The 19,899-nt window shown below is 37.9% G+C and carries 15 protein-coding genes; all 15 read left to right on the plus strand.

Annotated elements, in window-relative coordinates:
• The first annotated feature begins 88 nt into the window (after nt 1–88).
• A complete protein-coding gene (xylB, locus tag AC3ANV_RS05115) occupies nt 89–1,588 on the plus strand; it encodes a xylulokinase (protein WP_488312588.1) in 1,500 nt (499 codons plus the stop codon).
• Between the two features lie 167 nt (nt 1,589–1,755).
• A complete protein-coding gene (locus AC3ANV_RS05120; protein WP_488312589.1) occupies nt 1,756–2,805 on the plus strand; it encodes an aldose epimerase family protein in 1,050 nt (349 codons plus the stop codon).
• Nucleotides 2,806–3,240: 435 nt separating this feature from the next.
• Nucleotides 3,241–4,749 (plus strand): xylulokinase, encoded by a 1,509-nt coding sequence (gene xylB, locus AC3ANV_RS05125; protein WP_488312590.1) that lies wholly within the window; start codon nt 3,241–3,243, stop codon nt 4,747–4,749.
• Nucleotides 4,750–4,919: 170 nt separating this feature from the next.
• Entirely contained in the window at nt 4,920–5,543 is a 624-nt protein-coding gene (locus AC3ANV_RS05130) for a YesL family protein (RefSeq protein ID WP_488312591.1), read from the plus strand.
• A gap of 460 nt (nt 5,544–6,003) precedes the next feature.
• Nucleotides 6,004–7,023: a LacI family DNA-binding transcriptional regulator gene (locus AC3ANV_RS05135; RefSeq protein ID WP_488312592.1), complete on the plus strand. Its 1,020-nt coding sequence runs from the start codon at nt 6,004–6,006 to the stop codon at nt 7,021–7,023.
• 53 nt (nt 7,024–7,076) lie between these two features.
• Nucleotides 7,077–7,958, plus strand: coding sequence for a carbohydrate ABC transporter permease (locus AC3ANV_RS05140; RefSeq protein WP_488312593.1), 882 nt, complete (start codon nt 7,077–7,079; stop codon nt 7,956–7,958).
• Nucleotides 7,959–8,018: 60 nt separating this feature from the next.
• Complete coding sequence (locus AC3ANV_RS05145; RefSeq protein ID WP_488312594.1) at nt 8,019–8,912, plus strand: carbohydrate ABC transporter permease; 894 nt, start codon at nt 8,019–8,021, stop codon at nt 8,910–8,912.
• 206 nt (nt 8,913–9,118) lie between these two features.
• A complete protein-coding gene (locus AC3ANV_RS05150) occupies nt 9,119–10,393 on the plus strand; it encodes an ABC transporter substrate-binding protein (RefSeq protein WP_488312595.1) in 1,275 nt (424 codons plus the stop codon).
• Between the two features lie 150 nt (nt 10,394–10,543).
• Nucleotides 10,544–11,800: an amidohydrolase family protein gene (locus AC3ANV_RS05155; RefSeq protein WP_488312596.1), complete on the plus strand. Its 1,257-nt coding sequence runs from the start codon at nt 10,544–10,546 to the stop codon at nt 11,798–11,800.
• A 5-nt stretch (nt 11,801–11,805) separates the two neighbouring features.
• On the plus strand, nt 11,806–13,842 hold the full coding sequence (locus AC3ANV_RS05160) for a hypothetical protein (protein WP_488312597.1): 2,037 nt from the start codon (nt 11,806–11,808) through the stop codon (nt 13,840–13,842).
• Between the two features lie 18 nt (nt 13,843–13,860).
• Nucleotides 13,861–14,520: an aspartate/glutamate racemase family protein gene (locus AC3ANV_RS05165; protein WP_488312598.1), complete on the plus strand. Its 660-nt coding sequence runs from the start codon at nt 13,861–13,863 to the stop codon at nt 14,518–14,520.
• A gap of 37 nt (nt 14,521–14,557) precedes the next feature.
• Nucleotides 14,558–15,505: a class II fructose-bisphosphate aldolase gene (locus AC3ANV_RS05170; protein ID WP_488312599.1), complete on the plus strand. Its 948-nt coding sequence runs from the start codon at nt 14,558–14,560 to the stop codon at nt 15,503–15,505.
• 3 nt (nt 15,506–15,508) lie between these two features.
• Nucleotides 15,509–17,935 (plus strand): alpha-mannosidase, encoded by a 2,427-nt coding sequence (locus AC3ANV_RS05175; RefSeq protein ID WP_488312600.1) that lies wholly within the window; start codon nt 15,509–15,511, stop codon nt 17,933–17,935.
• Between the two features lie 2 nt (nt 17,936–17,937).
• Nucleotides 17,938–18,609 carry a class II aldolase/adducin family protein gene (locus tag AC3ANV_RS05180; RefSeq protein ID WP_488312601.1) on the plus strand — a complete coding sequence of 224 codons (672 nt, stop codon included), beginning with the start codon at nt 17,938–17,940 and terminating at the stop codon, nt 18,607–18,609.
• Nucleotides 18,606–19,880, plus strand: a complete 1,275-nt coding sequence (locus AC3ANV_RS05185; protein ID WP_488312602.1) for a four-carbon acid sugar kinase family protein — start codon at nt 18,606–18,608, stop codon at nt 19,878–19,880. Before AC3ANV_RS05180 ends, AC3ANV_RS05185 begins: the two co-directional genes overlap by 4 nt.
• Nucleotides 19,881–19,899 lie beyond the last annotated feature (19 nt).

The raw sequence follows: 19,899 nt of genomic DNA on the forward strand, positions 1-19,899 counted from the left end.
ATGTTGATTGGAGCGGAAAGCGAGTGCCTGGAGCGGAAATCAACAGGCAAGTTTAACAGAACCTTATAGAAAAGGGAGGTTAAATAGGATGAAATACGTAATTGGAGTAGACCTTGGAACGAGTGCAGTAAAAATCCTGCTTGTTAATCAAAATGGTGAGGTATGCCGCGAAGTATCTAAATCGTATCCGTTAATTATTGAAAAATCCGGATATAGTGAACAAAACCCCGAAGAATGGGTTGAAAAAACTTCCGAAGGGCTGGCAGAGCTAATCAAGGAATTTGCCGGAGATGTGAAAGATATTGAGGGCATCAGCTTCTCAGGACAAATGCATGGTCTTGTTTTATTAAATCAAGACCATAAGGTTTTACGAAATGCTATATTGTGGAATGACACAAGAACAACGAAACAATGTCAGGAAATTTATGATGTCGTTGGCAAAGAGCGGTTATTAGAGGTAACGAAGAACCCTGCCTTAGAAGGATTTACATTGCCGAAAATTCTTTGGATAAAAGAAAACGAGCCTGAAATTTTTGCACGTTCAAGCGTATTCATGCTCCCTAAGGATTATTTGCGTTATCGGATGACCGGGAATATTCATATGGATTACTCGGATGCTGCCGGAACCCTAATGCTCAACGTAGCTAAACGGGAATGGAGCACAGAAATCTTAAATCTATTAACCATTTCTCCTGACTTCTGTCCGCCATTAGTAGAATCTCATGAATGTGTAGGGACCATATCTGCTGAGTTTGCCAACGCTACAGGCTTGTCAGAAGCAACGAAGGTTTTTGCAGGCGGCGCGGACAATGCCTGCGGTGCTATTGGTTCAGGGATTTTATCGGCAGGTAAAACACTATGCAGCATTGGTACCTCCGGTGTGGTTCTTTCCTATGAAGAAAGAAATGATCTCGATTTTGAAGGCAAGGTCCACTATTTTAATCACGGGGAAGAAAATACTTACTATACCATGGGTGTCACTTTAGCTGCAGGGTATAGTTTAAGCTGGTTTAAAGATACATTTGGAAAACCGGAAGAGTTTGATCAATTCTTACAGGGGATTGATACTGTTCCCGCAGGCTCTAACGGATTACTATTTACTCCATACATAGTTGGAGAAAGAACACCGCATGCGGATTCGATTATTCGCGGAAGCTTTATTGGCATTGATGCCTCCCATGAACGAAAACATTTTGCCCGCGCTGTTCTCGAAGGAATTACATTTTCATTAAATGAGTCGGTTGAGATTTTTAGACGAAGCGGAAAAACTATTGATTCTATTATCTCGATTGGCGGCGGTGCCAAAAATGAAAGTTGGCTGCAAATGCAGGCAGACATTTTTAATGCCAGGATCGAAAAACTTTCAAGTAAGCAAGGCCCGGGAATGGGTGCAGCCATGTTAGCAGCATACGGCTGCGGGTGGTTTGCTTCTCTTAAAGAATGTGCAGAACAATTTATACACATCGCAAAAACCTATGAGCCTATCGAAGAAAATGTTGCAGCATATAAGAAATTATTTGAAATTTATCAACAGGTTTATACGCAAACAAAAGTTTTGAATGACCAATTAAAAGTGTTTAGAAAGTAGAAGCAGCAAAAGATTATGGATTTACTGAAAGGATTGTTCACCGAATTAAAGCAAATTTATAGATAAATTTCCTTTTCTGTAAAGTAAAATAAAAGAGAGCCGGACCCTGTTCCAGCTCTCTTTAACAACTTACATATATCAAAATATATAGCGGAAGGAAGATTAATATGAAAGTCATTCACGAAAATTTTGGGCAATTCGATCATAAGCCTGTCGATTCGTTTACATTGGTAAACGATCATGGAATAGAGATTACAGCTATTAATTATGGGTGTATTATTACTAAAATTCTTACCCCGGATAAAGCCGGAAACTATGAAAATGTTGTCCTTGGCTATGATTCCGTCGAGGAATATGTGAAAAATAATTCTTACTTCGGAGCTGTTTGCGGGCGTGTAGCAGGAAGAATAAAGGCCGGATCCTTTGAACTGGACGGCAAAACATATGCCTTAGCGCAAAATGATCATGGTAATCATCTGCATGGCGGTATTAAAGGTTTTGATAAAGTAGTATGGGATGCAAACGTTATTGAAAATGAGCAAGAGGCCGGAGTTCAATTTTTGTACAACAGTCCTGATGGCGAAGAAGGATACCCCGGAAATTTAACGATAAAAGTTACCTATTCTCTAAATAATAACAATGAGCTGTCTATTCGCTATTTTGCTCAATCGGATCAAAACACATTGCTTAACGTTACCAACCATTCTTATTTTAATTTAAGCGGAAACTTAAAAAGAGATATATTGGGTCATTCCTTAACAATTAAAAGTGAGCAATTCCTGGAATTAAATGAAGAGCTGCTCCCAACAGGAAATTTATTGGATGTTAAAGGTACGCCATTTGATTTTGCTAAGGAAAGAATCATTAAATCGGGAGTAATTTCGAATCATCCGCAAAACTTACTTGCAGGAAATGGGTATGATCATCCTTTTCTATTAAAAACAAACCATGATCATGAAATTGTTTTAAAGGATCCTGAAAGTGGACGAATAGTAACTGTTGAAACAGACGAGGCAGGTGTTGTCGTTTATTCAGGAAATTCTTTAAGCCAAGACGGGGAAATTCGCGGTGTTCCGTCCGGAAAACATCTTGGAATTTGTTTAGAAACACAGGGCTTGCCTGATGCTATCCATCATCCGCATTTTCCTTCATGGATATTGAAAAAGGATGAAGAGTTCTCATCAATAACAACGTATCGATTTGGAATCGAAGAATGAAGGTAAAATGAAAGGGGCTGGCCAATCCTTTTATTTGCCAGCCTCTTTTATATTTTTTGGCTGTGTTAAAGGCCATTGTTGATTTCGTAACTTGTTGATTGGAGCGGAAGGCGCGAGACTCCTGCGGGAGAACGGGGCAGGGGAGACCCAACAGGCGCTTTAAGCGCCGAGGAGGCTCCCCGGGACCGCCCGCGGAAAGCGAAGCGCCTGGAGCGCAAATCAACTGGCAAGTTTAACACGGCCTATTTTTTAAAAATTAAAAATATAAAAATATGATATTATAAATTTAAATTTTGTTTGAAGGAGCAACCAAGTTTAAAACGATGGAGGAAAACGATTAATGAAAAATATTTTTATGATTGGAAATGCCCTTCCTGAAGAACAGATTAATGAAACAAATCTAATGGAAAATCCCGAGAATTCCTTGGTGATTGTATGAAGCATTTCTTGGGAATTGATTTAGGAACATCCTCACTAAAAGTGGTAGTTGTGAATCGATATGGAGAAATAACAGCGAGTGTGACAAAGTCTTATGATATTCTCACGCCTTATAATGGCTGGATTGAACAAAATCCTGATCAATGGCTTACTGCCATGATGGAAGCATTAGCAGATGTGAAAAAACTAAATTCCCATATGTTCAAAGAAATAAATGCCATTTCTGTGACAGGGCAAATGCATGGGATTGTTCCGGTTGATAAAAATGGGAAGGCGCTCCATCATGCCATTCTTTGGTCCGACCGTAGAAATGAAGAGGAGTTAGCAGCCCTTCAATCAACAATGACCAATGAAGAATGGGTTTCGATCACGGGGAATCTCCCGAATATTAGTTTCACACTTGGGAAAATCATGTGGTTTAAGAAAAATAAGCCAGATCTTTATGAATTAACAGACAAGTTTCTACTTCCAAAGGACTTTATTCGGATGCAGCTAACTGATTCATTTGAAACGGATTATACCGATGCCTCTGCTACACTGCTTATGGAATTGCAAACCTTAAAATGGTCCGAAAAAATCGTCAGCCATTTTCAATTGGACCAATCAAAGCTGCCGGACATTAAACCTTCGACAGCAGTGACAGGTTCTGTTACTAGAAAAGCAGCCGAAGTTTATGGGCTATTGGAAGGGATTCCGGTGATTTGCGGGTGTGGAGATGCCCAAGCCCAAGCTCTTGGAAATGGGATTATTAATTCAAAAGACTGGTTATGTACGATAGGTACAAGTGGGCAGCTGTTTGTAAGTACCGATCAATTGGCCATTGAAAAGAACGGTTCACTTCATTCATTAGCTCACGCCGAATCAGGAAAATGGGTATTAATGGGCGCAACATTGTCTGCCGGAATGTCTTTTAAATGGTTAGCAGAATCCATTTTTAGTGACATGATAGAGATAAAAGACCTGCTTGACTTAGCGGGTACAGCGGGTCCGGGAGCGAAAAATTTACTTTTCTTGCCGTATCTTTTTGGAGAGCGTTCACCATACATGGATGAAAAAGCTAAAGCTACGTTTATAGGTTTTACCAATGAGCATACAAAGGCTGAAATGGCCCGGGCTGTTGTGGAAGGTGTCCTCTTTTCTTTATATCAATCATTTAAAATAGTTGAAAAAACAACCGGATATAAATGCAAGCACCTTCTGTTAACAGGGGGAGCGGCACAGCATGACCTATGGGTTACGACGGCCGCCCATATTTTTAATGTTCCGGTGGTCAGAAACAGAAGCCGTGGCGGTGGAGCCTATGGAGCGGCAATGCTGGCTGCAGTAGGAGCCGGTGATTTTAACAATTTAGAGGAAGTTTCAGATCATTGGGGCTTGCAGCAATACGAGCAGGTTTATCAACCAAATCCATCTTTGCATGAGGAATACGAAAAACTGTATCTGGTTTTTGAAAAAACCTATGATTCTTTAAAAGAAATCTTTCATAAGTTACATGATTTGAAATAAAAAGAGTGGAAAATTTAGATTCGTTTCAAAAAGATGACTAATTACATTTGAAAAATGTAATTAGTCATGGGAACATGGTTATAAGTAAAATTTAAAAGGTAATTATTATTAATAGAGAGCATCAATGAAATTCTTATTAAATTTACCTTATGTTTAAAGGATGAGCTAAATTGGAAAGAAAAGGATTAAGCGGTTTTATTTATCGGCTGACAGAACTGGTAATGCAGTTTGCTTACCTCCAATTATTATGGATAGCATTCACAATCGTCGGATTAGGAATTTTTGGGATTTTCCCTTCAACAGCCGCCATGTTCTCAGTTATTCGGAAATGGGTAATGGGAATTGAGGATACACCCGTTTTTAAAACATTTTGGAAAACATATAAAACTGATTTTGTAAAAGTAAATGGTTTAGGTTGGATTATAGTGGTAATTGGTTGGTTATTATATTTTGATTTTCACTTCTTCACTTATGGCGAATCGATTGGTAGTTCTATGGTAAAAATAGTGATAATATTGATATCCTATTTTTTTATTACAACATGTATTTATTTTTTCCCGATTTTCGTTCATTTTCAATATCGTTTTTTTGAATATCTAAAATATAGCTTTTTATATAGTGTCGCTTCACCGTTAAAAACATCGGGTATCGTTATTATTTCCTATATCATTTATGTTCTGTTGATAAAAGTACCGGCACTGTTTATGTTTTTTAGCAGCAGTATTATTAGTTATATTTGGATGTGGTATGTTTACAAGACACTCGATAGAATGAATCCACGTAAACAGGATTAAATGGCAAAAATATAATCTGAAAATTTTATAATCTATTTGACAAAAGGGAGACAAGCGCTTACAATTTAATTAAATTAAACTTTCTTTTTCTAAAACGGGAACGTTCCCAAAATGAAGTTCATATTTATAGATTATAGTCATATAACCTATAAATTTTATCACACAAAGAGGCCGGTTTTATAGCGGGAAAAAATTTTTTTAGGAAATGTAAACGGTTTCTACCAGGCGGTATAGGCAGTTCTCCTTACTTTAGAGCTTCGTAGTACATAGGTGTAGCAGTTGGCAGAATGGTGGGCAAGATTGTTACAACAAATGTTATATTTCGATTTTTTTGCTTTATTTTATGGGGCCGTTATTAACGGTTGTTAGCTTTTTATTTATATGAAAAAATTTTACTTATTAATGGGAACGTTCCAATTAATTAACAAAGAAATTATAAGCCTATGCAAGGAGGGTACAAATGAGTCCAACTATTAAAGATGTTGCCAAACTGGCCAATACATCAAAAAGTACAGTATCTCGATATTTAAATGGACAGTCAGTAAAAAAAGAAACAGAAGAAGCACTAAAAAAAGCTATAAAAGAACTGAATTATCACCGGAATGAAAATGCCAGAAGACTGGTTGTTAGTAAAACGCAAACAATTGGCATTGTGGTTGATAGTATTACGAATTTGTTTTATTCGACGATCTTCAAAGGTATTGAAGAAGTAGCCAAAGCGAAAGGTTTTAATTGTGTTTTCTACAGTATGACCTCCAATAAATATAACGAATCTTATTTTCAAAATTTATATTACGAGGGACATGTTGATGGAATTATCATGATTAGCTTCATGAAAAGGGATAAACAAGATTTGTTGGAAATAGCAGAAGCAGATTTTCCGGTGGTAGTTTTTGGTGATTCCGCCAATGTCGATGATTTAGTTTCGGTGGATGTTGATAATTACTTCGGTATTTCAGAGCTTGTTAAATATCTCCATAGAATTGGGCACAAAAAAATAGCTTATATATCAGGACCGGAAGGTGCAGCTGCAACAAAATCCCGATTAGCAGGTTATCTGGAAACGATGGAACAATTGGGGTTAGCTGTCCATCCAAATTGGATCGCTCCTTCAAAATGGTCCAATGAGGATGGTTATCATGCAATGAACCATCTGTTAGACAGAGAGGATTTCACCGCGGTCATTGCCTCAAATGATGAAACAGCCATTGGAGCTTTAAGGGCCGTTCAGGAAAGGGGCTATAACGTTCCAACGGATTTTTCCATTACAGGATTTGACGATATTACGCTATCAAGTTGGGTTTATCCGTCTTTAACTACCGTGAAACAACCATTTATGGAAATGGGGATAAAAGCAGCAACAGAACTTTTTAAGAGAATGGAAAATAGCGAGGAATATATAGCTGAACGTCATCTTTTAAAGCCAAAACTAATTATTCGAGATTCATGTAGAAAAATATCCGAACCAATTAAAAGTTAAAAAGACATTCGATTTTCTATGATGAAACAAAAAAGGTTAAAGGCTGTGAAAATATGAGAAATTCTATTAATAAATCACAATATGGTTTTTATTTTGTGGCTCCATTCTTCATCACATTTCTTGTTTTTGGTTTAATGCCCATACTTTACTCACTTTATTTAAGTTTTACAAAGTGGGATGGTTTTTCAGATCCTGTATTTATTGGGTTACAAAACTATATTCGACTAATACATGATACGTTCTTTTTTAAAGCAGTTGGGAACACGTTAATTATCTGGGTTCTATCAATTATTCCCCAATTGGTACTTTCTTTAGGGTTAGCGATGATTCTTAATGAGAAATTTATTCGTGGAAAACATTTCTTTCGGGCAGTCTACTATTTTCCTCATATTGTAACACCAGTAACACTTGGGGTTTTGTTTAGTTTAATGTTCGATTGGCAAACGGGAAGCGTTAATAAGTTTTTGATGAATTTAGGGATCATTCATGATCCTGTTAACTGGTTAAACAGCCCTTGGTTAGCAAGGATAATTGTCGCAACGGTTATAATGTGGCAATACTTTGGATTCAACCTATTAGTCTTTATTGCCGGACTTCAATCCATCCCGCATGAATTGTACGAGGCCGCTGAAGTAGATGGGGCTTCACGCTTTAAAATGGCTTCAAAAATTACATTGCCATTATTAAAACCAGTATTGTTATTTACCTTTATTACTTCCATTATCGGTGGTCTTCAACTATTTGACGCACCATTAATGCTAGGTAATGGCCCTAATAACTCAACATTAACAATGGTTATGTATTTATACCAAACGGCTTTTAAAAGCTTTGATTATAGTTATGGTGCAGCAATTGCTTATGCTATCTTTGTGATAATTTTAATCTTCTCGTTAATTTCGATAAAGTTTTCAAAGATGAACAAAGTTGAACAGTAACATGCCTTTTTACTTTAGAAAAGTAGGAGACCTTCGGCTCAGAATGAAAGGAGATCCTTTATGAAAGCTACTAATAGTATTGCTGATAATAGTATTTCATTAAGAAATCGAAAAATAAGTAAAGAAAGAAATATGAAACAATTTATGGGTAAATTTGCAATCTATTCTTTCTTAATTTTAGTCGCATTAACCTGCCTGCTCCCTTTTTATAGTATGTTGGTCACTTCATCACACACAAATTCAGAGATTGCTAGGAAGTTACTGCTTGTACCTGGTGCAGAGTTTATGAATAACTATCATCGTTTAATAAATACAGTTCCAATATGGAGAGGTTTCGCTAATAGTTTGTTTATTTCCGTTACTTCAACAACATTAAATTTATACTTCTCAGCACTTGCCGGCTACGGATTCTCAAAATATAACTTCAGATATAAAAACATTCTATTCATGGCTGTACTGGGAACGATGATGATTCCGGGGCAATTAGGAATTATCGGTTTTTTTAAACTAATGGATTCATTCAATATGTTAAATACCTATTGGCCGCTTATACTACCGTCTATTTCAAATGCGTTTGGTATTTTCTTTATGAAACAAATGTGTGATTCAAGTATTCCAACGGAAATACTTGAATCCGGACGGATTGATGGATGCGGTGAGCTTAAAATTTTCCACCGTCTTGTTTTTCCATTGTTAATGCCTGCTGTTGCAACACTTGGGATCTTTTCATTTATTGGCAAATGGAATGACTTTTTGACACCGATGATTATTCTTTTTGATAATAATTTGCAGCCATTGCCTGTCATGATAGCCAGTGTTAAATCTCAATTTTCAACTGATTTTGGGGCAATGTATGTAGGAATTGTAATTTCAGTGATACCAATTTTAATCTTTTTCTCTATTGTTTCGAAGAAGATTATTAGTGGTGTAACTGCAGGAGCAATCAAAGGATAATCGTTACGATTACTTGATGGGGGTGATGTGTAAAGAACTAAAACATCACTGAAAAAACCTTCAGTGAGGATCGTACGATCTCCACTGAAGTAAAGCTATGTTTATCAACTCTATTAGTGTAAAGACTTGAGACCCTTTTGCACTTTTAGAGAAGGATAATAGAACAATAGACGTATATTATACCAAAAAAGGGGCTGTATTTCTACATGAAAAAGTGGTTTTCTATCCTATTTATCGCAGCACTTGTCCTTTCGTTATTTTCCGGATGTTCTAGTAATAAGGATGCGTCCGGGCAAAAAGCTAGTAATGGTAAAGTTGAAGGTAAATTAACAATTTGGACATTCTTTGGCCAAGTAAAAGATATGGCAGCACAATTTGAAAAAAAATATCCGGGAGTACAGATTGATGTAAAAGTGTTCCCTGGAGATCAATATCAAACGAAACTCCTTACTGCTTTGCAGTCAGGTAAAGATGTTCCGGATATTTTTGACTTAGAAAGAGGGTATATCGGTAAATTCATCAATTCTAAGTACGCGACGAACCTTTCCAGTATGGGTGCTGAATCTCTTGTAAAAGATTATGTTCCTTATGTCCAGGCTCTAGGAAGAGACAGTCAAGGTAATATTAAAGCGATTTCCGATCACTCTTCGCCAGGCGGTTTCTGGTATATCAAAGATAATGCGAAAAAATATTTAGGAACTGATGATCCGGATAAAATCAGCGAAATGGTCAGTTCATGGGACAAAATTATTGAATTAGGGAAGAAAATTAATCAAGAAAGCAATGGTAAAGTACATTTAATTTCCCACTATGGTGATGTATACAATGTGGAAGCCTATCATGCCGAACCATGGGTGAAAAATGGGAAATTAAACATCGACCCTGCATGGAAAAAAGATTATGCACTGCAAAAGGAAATTTTCAATAATAATGTTGACGCAAAGCTTGAATTTTTCTCAGCCGGCTGGGGTAATGCCATTAATGATGGAAGCGTTATATTAACAGAAATGCCTGCATGGGCAAGCTTTATGGTAGATAACAAGAATGATAAAGCAAAAGATAAGTTTGGAGTTGCTAAAACACCGGAAGGTTTTTATATGGGAGGTACTTACCGTTCCATCTATGAAAAATCACCAAACAAAGATCTGGCATATAAATTTATGCAGTACATTGCAAGCAAGGAATGGCAGCAACACAATCTTGAAACAACCGGAAACATGCCTGGACTTTTAACTGTATATAAAGACAACTTAAACACTTTTAAGTCCCCAATGTTTGGCGACCAAAATGTTTTAAAACCATACTATGAAATGGTTAAAGATATTCCTGCTTACAAACCGGACAAATATGGTGAAGATGTGTTGGGAATCTGGAGAAAAGTTGCCGGGCAAGGTGTAAAGGATAATGCAAGCATTAATGATGTAATTAAGAATTTCAAAAAGGAAGTAAAAAATACATTCCCTGAGATTAATGTTGATTAATTAGTATGGTTGTTAAGAAGAGGATGACTTAGGGCAGCCCCTCCTACTACCCAAAATAGTTTAGTAGATCTCTTATTAAACTATTTTGGGTACATAAAGGCGGAGCGCAATCTTTTGAGTCATCCTTTCATCATTAGGAGGAGCAGTTAAATGGGTAGCATACATGAAGAAATTAATAAAATTCGCATAATTGATGGACACGAACACATCGATCCAATGGAAATTCGAAAAAAAAATAAAGTGGATTTTTTTGGTCTTCTTCATTACTTAGATTCAGACTTAATCACTGCAGGGATGAAACGAGGGATCTTAAGCCGGGACTCAACAATAAGCGATGAAGAGAAAGCAGAGCAATTTTTATCTTTTTTTCATAAAACCAAGAATACCACCTACGCACGAACGTTAAAAACAGCTGTACACGATTTATATGGAATGGATGATTGGTCTGTTAATGGAATCTTAACCTTAAATGAAAAAGTATTAGCAGCGACAAATGATGAACAATGGTATCCCAAAGTGTTAAAAGAGAAATCAGGAATTGATTTAGCCTTTACGTTAGCGTATACAACAAATGTTGATATTTCACTCTTTCGCCCCATTATGTTTCTGGACTACGCATATAAATTGAGAACCATTAAGGATGTGCAGGTAATTGAAAGAGATTCCGGAGAGAAGGTTCGAACTTTCCGGGAATATCTACATGCCGTAGACGCCTTATTAAATAAATTTGTCACACAAGGAATGGTGGCCACGAAGTTAGGTCATGCGTATTGGAGAACTCTAAAAACAACGAAGCCAACATTTCATGAGGCCGAACAATGTTTTAATCGTTTACATTCTTCTTTTATTCATGAACCAATGTCACAGCAAGAATCGGTCGTTTTACAAGATTACTTGATTCATCACATTATTCAATGTTCTATCAAATACGAATTGCCGATTCAGATTCATACCGGGCACCACGAAACAAGTGTTTCAGGTAATGGAAATAATATTACTAACTCGAAGGTATCGGATTTAATTCCGCTATTAGCAACATATCCGGATGCAAATTTTGTTCTGTTACATTGCGGTATTCCTTACCACCAGGAATATTTAAGCATTGTAAAGAATTACCCGAATGCATATGCAGATTTTACTTGGGTATATGTTATATCTCCTACAATTGCTAAGCAAATCATGCATCAAATGATTGAAATGGTTCCTCAAAATAAAATCTTTGGCTTTGGCGGGGATTACAATTTTATAGAAGGAACATATGCACATCAAAAGCTTGCACGCAAAATCGTTGGCGATGTATTGACGGAAAAAGTACAAGACCGGATGTTAATAGAAAAAGAAGCCGTAGAGTTTGCTAAGCGGATTTTTAGAGATAACCTAATCGAACTTTACAAACTAAAGGTGTGATTCCCTTGAGTACATTTATTAACGTACATGAAAATGTCAAAAAAAAATACGAGATTCACGTTCATTCTGTAGATCGAAAGAGCGGCAATGCATTTCTTCGACTCGACTCACTTCTTGATATATACAACGAGGAAAAGGACGTAGAAAAAATTCAAATTGATGAAGTAAAAAAGATAGATGATGGTTACCGCATTTCAGGCAGTGGCGATGTTTTTACAGTTCATTCAGGATGGAAACCTGTACAAGATGGATGCGGTTATATCCAAGTGGATCTTAATGTAACGTATAACAAAGAAGTTTCAGCGGCTTTCGGCTTCCGGTTTAACTGCGATTTACTTGGCGGAGGTAAGCCAACATGGATGATTCCAGGTGCTTTTTATAAAGAAAATCGCTTCGAACATAATGCCAGGAAGTATCCAAGATATGATTTCAGGGATGGCAATCATGATGAGATGGTTTCAGATCATTGGTCTTTTCGATCAGATCGTGCCGCCCTTCCGGCCGTTTTTGCCTGGAATGATGAAATGTGCGGGGCTCTTTGTGTAGAGGAAATGAGTGAGATTGGACTTACAGGGGTTGGTTTTCGCGGAAATGAGTCAGGGATATCTATTTGGGTGAATTTTCCATATAAAGAGGAACCTGTCACTTTTGTTGGCGAGCCGATTCCAGAGCCAAAAGATATCTCATTATATACCTTTAAACCAGGTGAAACGATCCATTTACAATTAAAAATCTATACATCATCGCCTGATTTACACTCCTATGATCCGTTTATCCGTGAGATGTACAAGCTTCATCAACAAGAGTATCCATTAAATCCATGGATGGGTCTTGAGGAAGCTTCGGAATTAACAGCACATGGCTTATATCGTTGGCATTATATGCCTGAACATAGCATTCTAGCTGAAACAGCAGCATTCGACCGTGAGTTTAACAATAATGTAAAAGGAATGGGAGACCGCCCCCATATGCATGTTGGTTGGGTTAGTGGGGTGCCTTATGCCTATGCATTGCTTACTTATGGGAGAAAAAATAAAATCAAACAATATGTTGATGCAGCAATTGATGTCATGAATAATATTGCTTTAGCACTTGCTCCAAGTGGGACATTCTGGGCGTCATGGGTGCACGGAAAAGGCTGGGGAACAGGTTGGAATCCAAAGAACACTTGGTTACAAGCGAGAACGATTTCTGAAGCAACCCTGTTTTTGGTTCGTGCCCTGATCTTTGAAAAGCAAGCGGGGATTAACCATCCTGATTGGGAAAAAGCAGTTCTATCTAATTTAAACTTTGCCGTTGCCCATCAACGGGCAGATGGCAACTTTGGATCCTATTATCATTGTGAAACAGGAGAGGTTGAAGAATGGGATGGAGCCGGAGGAATGCTATGGATTGCTTCATTACTGGAAGGAAGTAAATTTTTCGAAAAAGAAGAATACCGAGCTGCTGCAGAAAGAGCAGGTCATTATTATGAGCATTTTGTGCTGGATGAATATATTTATGGTGCACCGGAAGATGTTCATTTAACACCAACATCTGAAGATGCTTATAATGCGGTTGTTGCTTATGTATTACTCTATGAAAATGATAAAAATGAAAAATGGTTGAGGCTAGCAAAATATGCAGCTGATTGGTTAATGACCTTCCGCTGGACATATAATCTAGCATTTCCGGAGCATACATTCCTGTATCAATACGATTTTCGGTCTCGGGGTGCTGACCAGGCTTCACCATCTAATCAGCATTTACATAACTATGGACTATTTTGTGTTCCGGAAATGCTCAGGCTTTGGAAATATACGGACGATTCCTATTATTTAGACCGGACTCGAGATCATATTGCCTGTTTCTTGCAGTTTATAGCCAGAAAAGATGGCGATTTTAATGCTTATAAAGGAATGGTCACAGAGCGTTTTTATAATACGAATTGCTTTCAGCCAAAGGGAATGATGTTAACACTTTCTCATTCCTGGTGTGTCGGGCTTGTTCTTTATGCGACACAAGAGGCTTTGGCGTTTAATCGTGAATTACAGTTATCTTAAATGATGGGGGAACCGGGTATGAAGAAGAAACTTGCAATTATCCATACGACTCCTGTTACCATTGAGCCGTTAAAGGATTTAGCAGCAAATATAATTGGAGATTGCGATATTGTTAATTTGATAGATGATTCAATCCTGCCTCAATTAAGCCAAAATGGCGGTAATGTCCAGGAAATAGCTCAGCGGTGGGAAAGCTATGCTAAAACAGCTGAACATCTAGGGGCAGATTGTATATTAAATGCATGTTCATCCATTGGAGCACTCGTTTCATCCATACAGCCAAAGGTATCCATTCCGATTGTCCGTATTGATGATGCAATGGCGGAATTTGCCATTAACTCTGCAGAAAAAATTGGAGTTGCTGCGACATTGGAAACTACTTTAAAGCCTACCTTAGAATTGCTTAAGCAAAAAGCTGATGATAAAGGGAAAAAAGTAGAGTTTGAACCGATTTTAGTTGCATCTGCCTATCAGAAATTACTGGCAAACGATAAAGAAGGACATGATTTGGATTTGTCTAAAGCATTAAGGGATTTAGCAAAAAAGGTTGATATCGTTGTTTTGGCACAAGCATCTATGGCTAGGGTCGTTTCAAGCTTTACACCTGAAGAACAAAGCTATTTTGTAACAAGTCCGGAATTGGGAATGGAAGCTGTTAAACGTACATTACAAAATTAAAACCGATAGATTGAATACAAATTAGAAGGAATGATACATGATGAATCGATTAAAACCACAAAATGTGGTCCCTTTAACTGATGCCCTAGCGATAGCGGAAAAATTCCAGTATGCGACAGGTTCTTTTTCACCACGCTATACGGCCATGATTACTCCAGTTTTAAAAGCAGGACAAAAAAATGCTTCACCCCTAATTGTTCAAATTTCACAAAAAGAATTAGAACGGTACGGGATTACACCCTTTGATTTTGCAAATGAGTTCTATTTTCAGGTAGAAAATTTAGCGATTACTGTGCCTATTGTTTTACATCTGGATCACACGAAAGAGTTTAAAGTCATTATGGATGCTATCGAAGCCGGTTTCACATCAGTAATGATTGACGCTTCAGAAAAGCCATTTGCAGAAAATGTGAAAATCACAAAGGAAGTTGTGGAATATGCACATGCCAAAGGAGTTTCTGTTGAGGCTGAACTTGGAATGATCGGAACCACTGATTTTATTGAAACCGATAAAGATGAAGAATTATATACAGATCCCGTTGAAGCAGCTGAATTTGTTAAACAAACAGGTGTGGACGCATTAGCTGTATCATGCGGCACTGCACATGGTGTGTATATGGTTCGTGAACCAAAGGTTGATTATAACCGTTTGTCTGCCATTCGTGAGTTAACTCCGGTTCACCTCGTGCTTCATGGGGGGTCAGGTGTACCGAGTGAGATGATACAAAAGGCATTTCAGTTGCCTAATGGCGGTGTAAGTAAAGTAAATATTGCAACAGATCTTGAGCTTTCTTTCTTAAAAGCAATAGAGCGTGAAGAAAGGCTCACAAATGTGGAGTGTAATCAATTGCCTGCTGATTGTTTACTGGCAGGTCAACATGCAGTTGAAGAAACGGTGGGAGAAAAAATTACCCAATTTTTATTAAGTGATAATAAAGCAAGACATTTCACCGATAAGACAATAAGAATGGGACGGGGGATTTAGGAAATGAAGGATAAAACATTCCATATGATTGGTAACGCTCATTTAGATCCGGTTTGGCTTTGGCAATGGCAAGAGGGATTTCAAGAAACAAAAGCCACTTTTCGCTCTGCGTTGGATCGCATGAAAGAATACGACGATTTTATTTTCACTTCAAGTTCTGCAGCAATGTATGAATGGGTAGAAGAGAATGACCCGGAAATGTTTTTGGAAATCAAAGAGCGAGTTAAAGAAGGGCGTTGGCGGATTGTAGGGGGATGGTGGATCCAGCCTGATTGCAATATCCCAAATGGAGAATCGTTTGTACGACAAGGTCTTTACGGCCAGCGATATTTTCAAGAAAAGTTTGGAGTAACGGCAAAGGTTGGCTACAATGTTGATAGTTTTGGTCATCATGGCATGCTTCCGCAAATATTGAAAAAAAGCGGCATGGATTCATATGTTTTCATGCGCCCAATGCCAAATGAAAAAGGGCTTCCAAACAGACTTTTTTGGTGGGAATCTGATGATGGGTCACGAGTAATGGCATTTCGAATCATGTATGAATATCTTTCATGGGGTAAGGAACTAGAAAGGTATGTGCAAAGATGCAAAGGCGAGTTTAAAGGAAATATCGATGACCTCATGCTTTTTTATGGAGTTGGAAACCATGGCGGCGGACCAACAAAGGAAAACATCGAAAGTATCTATCAGTTAAATGAAGATAAGAATCTTCCTAATCTCGTTTTCTCAACCCCTGAAACCTATTTTGAAAAAATGAAGAATACGATTGATTTACCAGTTGTGCATGACGATTTGCAGCACCATGCCAGCGGCTGCTATGCAGCCCACTCAGGTGTAAAACAATACAATCGTAAAGCAGAAAATATGCTGATGACCGCTGAAAAATATTCAGCCCTCGCATTTTGGTTAACCGGGCAGCCATATCCGGTTGAATTCAACCGTGCTTGGAAGGATGTTTTATTTAATCAATTCCATGATATTTTAGCTGGAACAAGTATTGAGTCTGCCTATGAAGATGCAAGAAATTTATACGGTGAAGCTTTGGCCATCGCCGATCGGGCTTTGAATAATGCCGTACAGTCTATTTCATGGAAAATTGACATCGAGCAAGATGAGCGAATGAAACCAATCGTTATCTTTAACCCACATGCTTGGGATAGCAAAGTGAATGTTGAAATTGAAATAGGGGGCTTAAAACCAACGTCCGTTTTAGTAGATAATCAGGGAAATCCAGTTCCGTTTCAATCGGTACAATCACAAGCAACAGCAAGGGGGCGTTACCGACTAAACTTTTTGGCTGATCTACCTGCAATGGGATACCGTGTATATAAGCTATATACAGAATTAACCGGCATTCAACCAATTGGTGAACCAATTAAAGCAAGCGGGCTGTCAATGGAAAATGACCGCTTTAAAATTGAATTTGATGCTGAAACCGGTTGGATTAAGAGTTTATTTGATAAACAAGTCGAGCATGAAGTATTTTCAGGACCGGCAGCTAAACCGGTTGTCATCGATGATAAAACAGATACATGGAGTCATGATACACTTCATTTTAATAACATCGTTGGTGATTTCAAAGCGACGAAAGTATATCTTGCTGAACATGGACCGGTTAAATCAGTGATTCGGGTGAAAAGTGAATACGGCCGATCAGTCTTGATTCAAGACTTTACAATGTATCGGGAAAATGACCAAATCGATGTTAAAGTAACGGTTGATTGGCGTGAAAAGTTCAAGATGCTGAAACTTATCTTCCCGATTAATGCAATCTTTAGAAAACAAACGTATGAAATTCCTTATGGAACGATTGAGCGAGAGCATAATGGTGAAGAAGAGCCGGGTCAAAGCTGGGTTGATGTGACCGGGATTAGACCAAACCAAGAGGGTGTATATGGCCTTAGCCTAATCAATAATGCGAAATATAGCTACAGCATTCACAATAAAGAGCTTTCTTTAACCGTATTACGGAGCCCAATCTATGCTCACCATGATCCGCTTGTACCGGAAGAGGACGGGGATTATACCTTTATTGATCAAGGAGTTCAACAGTTTGAATACTCATTACTTCCTCATGAAGGCAGCTGGGAAGAAGCGGAAACACCGAAAAGAGCGGCAGAATTAAATTGTAAACCAATCTCAATCATCGAGACCTTTCATAAAGGTTCATTACCGCAAACGGATTCTTATGTAAAAGTAAATGCTGATAATATACACGTTAGTGCAATCAAAAAGGCGGAAGACAATAACGATCTTATCATTCGTTGCTTTGAAACGAATAAAGTGCCTACAGAGGCGGAGATTACTTTGCCAAAATTTAATCGTAGTTTTAAGGCATCTTTTAATCCATCTGAAATTAAAACTTTCCGTATTCCCAAAGATATAGACAAGCCGATTAGGGAAACGAATTTAATTGAATGGGATGAGTAGCAATGGTTTTTGAGGATCAGAAACAAGAAATTAAAAAGCAATTACAAGAAACCGGAAAATATATGATGGAATTTGACTTAGCATGGGGCAATTCAGGTAATATTAGTGCCAAAACCGAGGACAACTTGTTTCTTATTACAGCGAGCGGGACTTATTTAGGAGATTTGGATTTTGAGGATTTTACCGAATGCTCGATAGAAAATTGCAAGAGTATTAATGGCGGTAAAAAACCTTCTAAAGAGGTACCGATGCATCGTGCAATCTATGAATCCCGTCCTGATATTGGAGCTGTTTTACATGCATCACCTTTATATAGCACGCTTATCGCTTCTTCAAGCATTAATATTCCTTCAGGCTGGTTTGTTGAAGGCATGTATTATTTAGAACGTATTGAGCGAGTTCCGTATGCACATCCCGGTTCAATGGAACTTGGTGAACTCGTTAGAGAAAAAGCGAAAAAGGCAAACATCCTTTTATTAGAAAATCATGGCGTCCTTGTTTATGACACATCCATAAAAGAAGCTAAAATGGCTCTTCAAACATTAGAAATGGCATGTAAAATGCTTGTAATCTCCCGTAAAGCAGGGATAGAACTTCAAGAACTTCCTGAAAACGAAATTCGTAGTTTTCTTTATGAATCTTGCTATAAGCCGCGAAGGAAGTGGGAAATTTGATTGGAATCATCGCTGACGATATTACTGGCGCTAATGATATTGGCATCATGTTTGCTAAAGCAGACTGGCGAACGGATGTCTATCCATATCCGTTTTTAAAAGCAAAAATGGGAACGTTCCCGCCGGATGTATTGATTATCGATACAAATTCTCGTCTTGATTATGATCAAGAAGCCTATGAGAAGGTTTTTATTAGTACGAAGAGTTTGCAATCACTGGGGTGTAAACAATTTTTTAATAAAACATGTTCTGTTTTTAGAGGGAATATCGGTGCTGAGTTTGATGCAATGCTTGATGCGCTTGAAAGTGAATTTGCCGTGGTTGTTCTTGGATTTCCTAAAAACGGAAGAACCACGATGCATGGTAAGCACTATGTTCATGGAAAAGAATTAGCAGATTCTGAGTTTCGTAATGACCCTGTTCATCCCATGCACCAATCTGACTTGGTTAGAATTTTACAAGCGCAAACAAAGCGTAAAGTTTCCATGGTTGATATCGAAATCGTTGACCAAGGAAGCGACAAATTAAAACAAGAAATTGAAAGAATGCGGTCTGAGTGCCATTACTTAATTTTAGATGTAAAGGACCAATCGTCCTTACAAGTCATTGCACAAGCGATTAAGGATGAACAGATTATTTGCGGGGCTTCAGGGATTGCAGAAGAATTGTCCATGAAAATAGAAAAAAATCAAAAAGGGACTCGAAATATTATTTTACCTAAATTAGAAACCGGTGTATTATGTGCGGCCGGCAGCTTAATGCCGCAAACCTTTAATCAAGTTGAAGAAATGAAGCTCCGAGGGCTTCCTGTTTTCGAAATGGAATCACCTATGTTATTTTCCGATCAGAAAACTGCCTATCTCGATAAGTTGATATCAAAGCTCGTTACTTTACTAAATGATGGCAGCGATGTGCTTGTGCATTCTTCAAATAACCCGGAGATTGTTAAGGAAACGAAACAAATGGGTACTAGATTAGGATATTCAAATACAACCGTTTCAAGGACCGTCTCCGATTCTTTGGCTTTTGTAGTGGATGAGACATTGAAGAGAACAAAGGTAAATCGCTTATTAATAGCAGGCGGTGAAACCTCTGCTTCGGTTTGCAGCAGGCTTGGGATTGAAGGTCTTACTGTCTGGAAAGAAATCGAACCCGGTCTTCCTTCGTGTATTAGTTTAAATACACCAACGCGTTTGCTTGTATTAAAGTCAGGCAGCTTCGGGAGCACCGATTTTTTTGCTAAAGCCATTCATCACTTAAAGGAATGTTAATCAACAAATTTACTAGGGG

The organism is Neobacillus sp. DFD-2R (assembly GCF_057747865.1).

Coding starts and splice junctions, on each gene's coding strand:
- AC3ANV_RS05140 (WP_488312593.1), top strand. CDS start 7,077: ATGAGAAATTCTATTAATAAATCACAATATGGTTTTTATTTTGTGGCT.
- xylB (WP_488312588.1), top strand. CDS start 89: ATGAAATACGTAATTGGAGTAGACCTTGGAACGAGTGCAGTAAAAATC.
- AC3ANV_RS05170 (WP_488312599.1), top strand. CDS start 14,558: ATGATGAATCGATTAAAACCACAAAATGTGGTCCCTTTAACTGATGCC.
- AC3ANV_RS05165 (WP_488312598.1), top strand. CDS start 13,861: ATGAAGAAGAAACTTGCAATTATCCATACGACTCCTGTTACCATTGAG.
- AC3ANV_RS05145 (WP_488312594.1), top strand. CDS start 8,019: ATGAAAGCTACTAATAGTATTGCTGATAATAGTATTTCATTAAGAAAT.
- AC3ANV_RS05150 (WP_488312595.1), top strand. CDS start 9,119: ATGAAAAAGTGGTTTTCTATCCTATTTATCGCAGCACTTGTCCTTTCG.
- xylB (WP_488312590.1), top strand. CDS start 3,241: ATGAAGCATTTCTTGGGAATTGATTTAGGAACATCCTCACTAAAAGTG.
- AC3ANV_RS05155 (WP_488312596.1), top strand. CDS start 10,544: ATGGGTAGCATACATGAAGAAATTAATAAAATTCGCATAATTGATGGA.
- AC3ANV_RS05180 (WP_488312601.1), top strand. CDS start 17,938: ATGGTTTTTGAGGATCAGAAACAAGAAATTAAAAAGCAATTACAAGAA.
- AC3ANV_RS05175 (WP_488312600.1), top strand. CDS start 15,509: ATGAAGGATAAAACATTCCATATGATTGGTAACGCTCATTTAGATCCG.
- AC3ANV_RS05120 (WP_488312589.1), top strand. CDS start 1,756: ATGAAAGTCATTCACGAAAATTTTGGGCAATTCGATCATAAGCCTGTC.
- AC3ANV_RS05135 (WP_488312592.1), top strand. CDS start 6,004: ATGAGTCCAACTATTAAAGATGTTGCCAAACTGGCCAATACATCAAAA.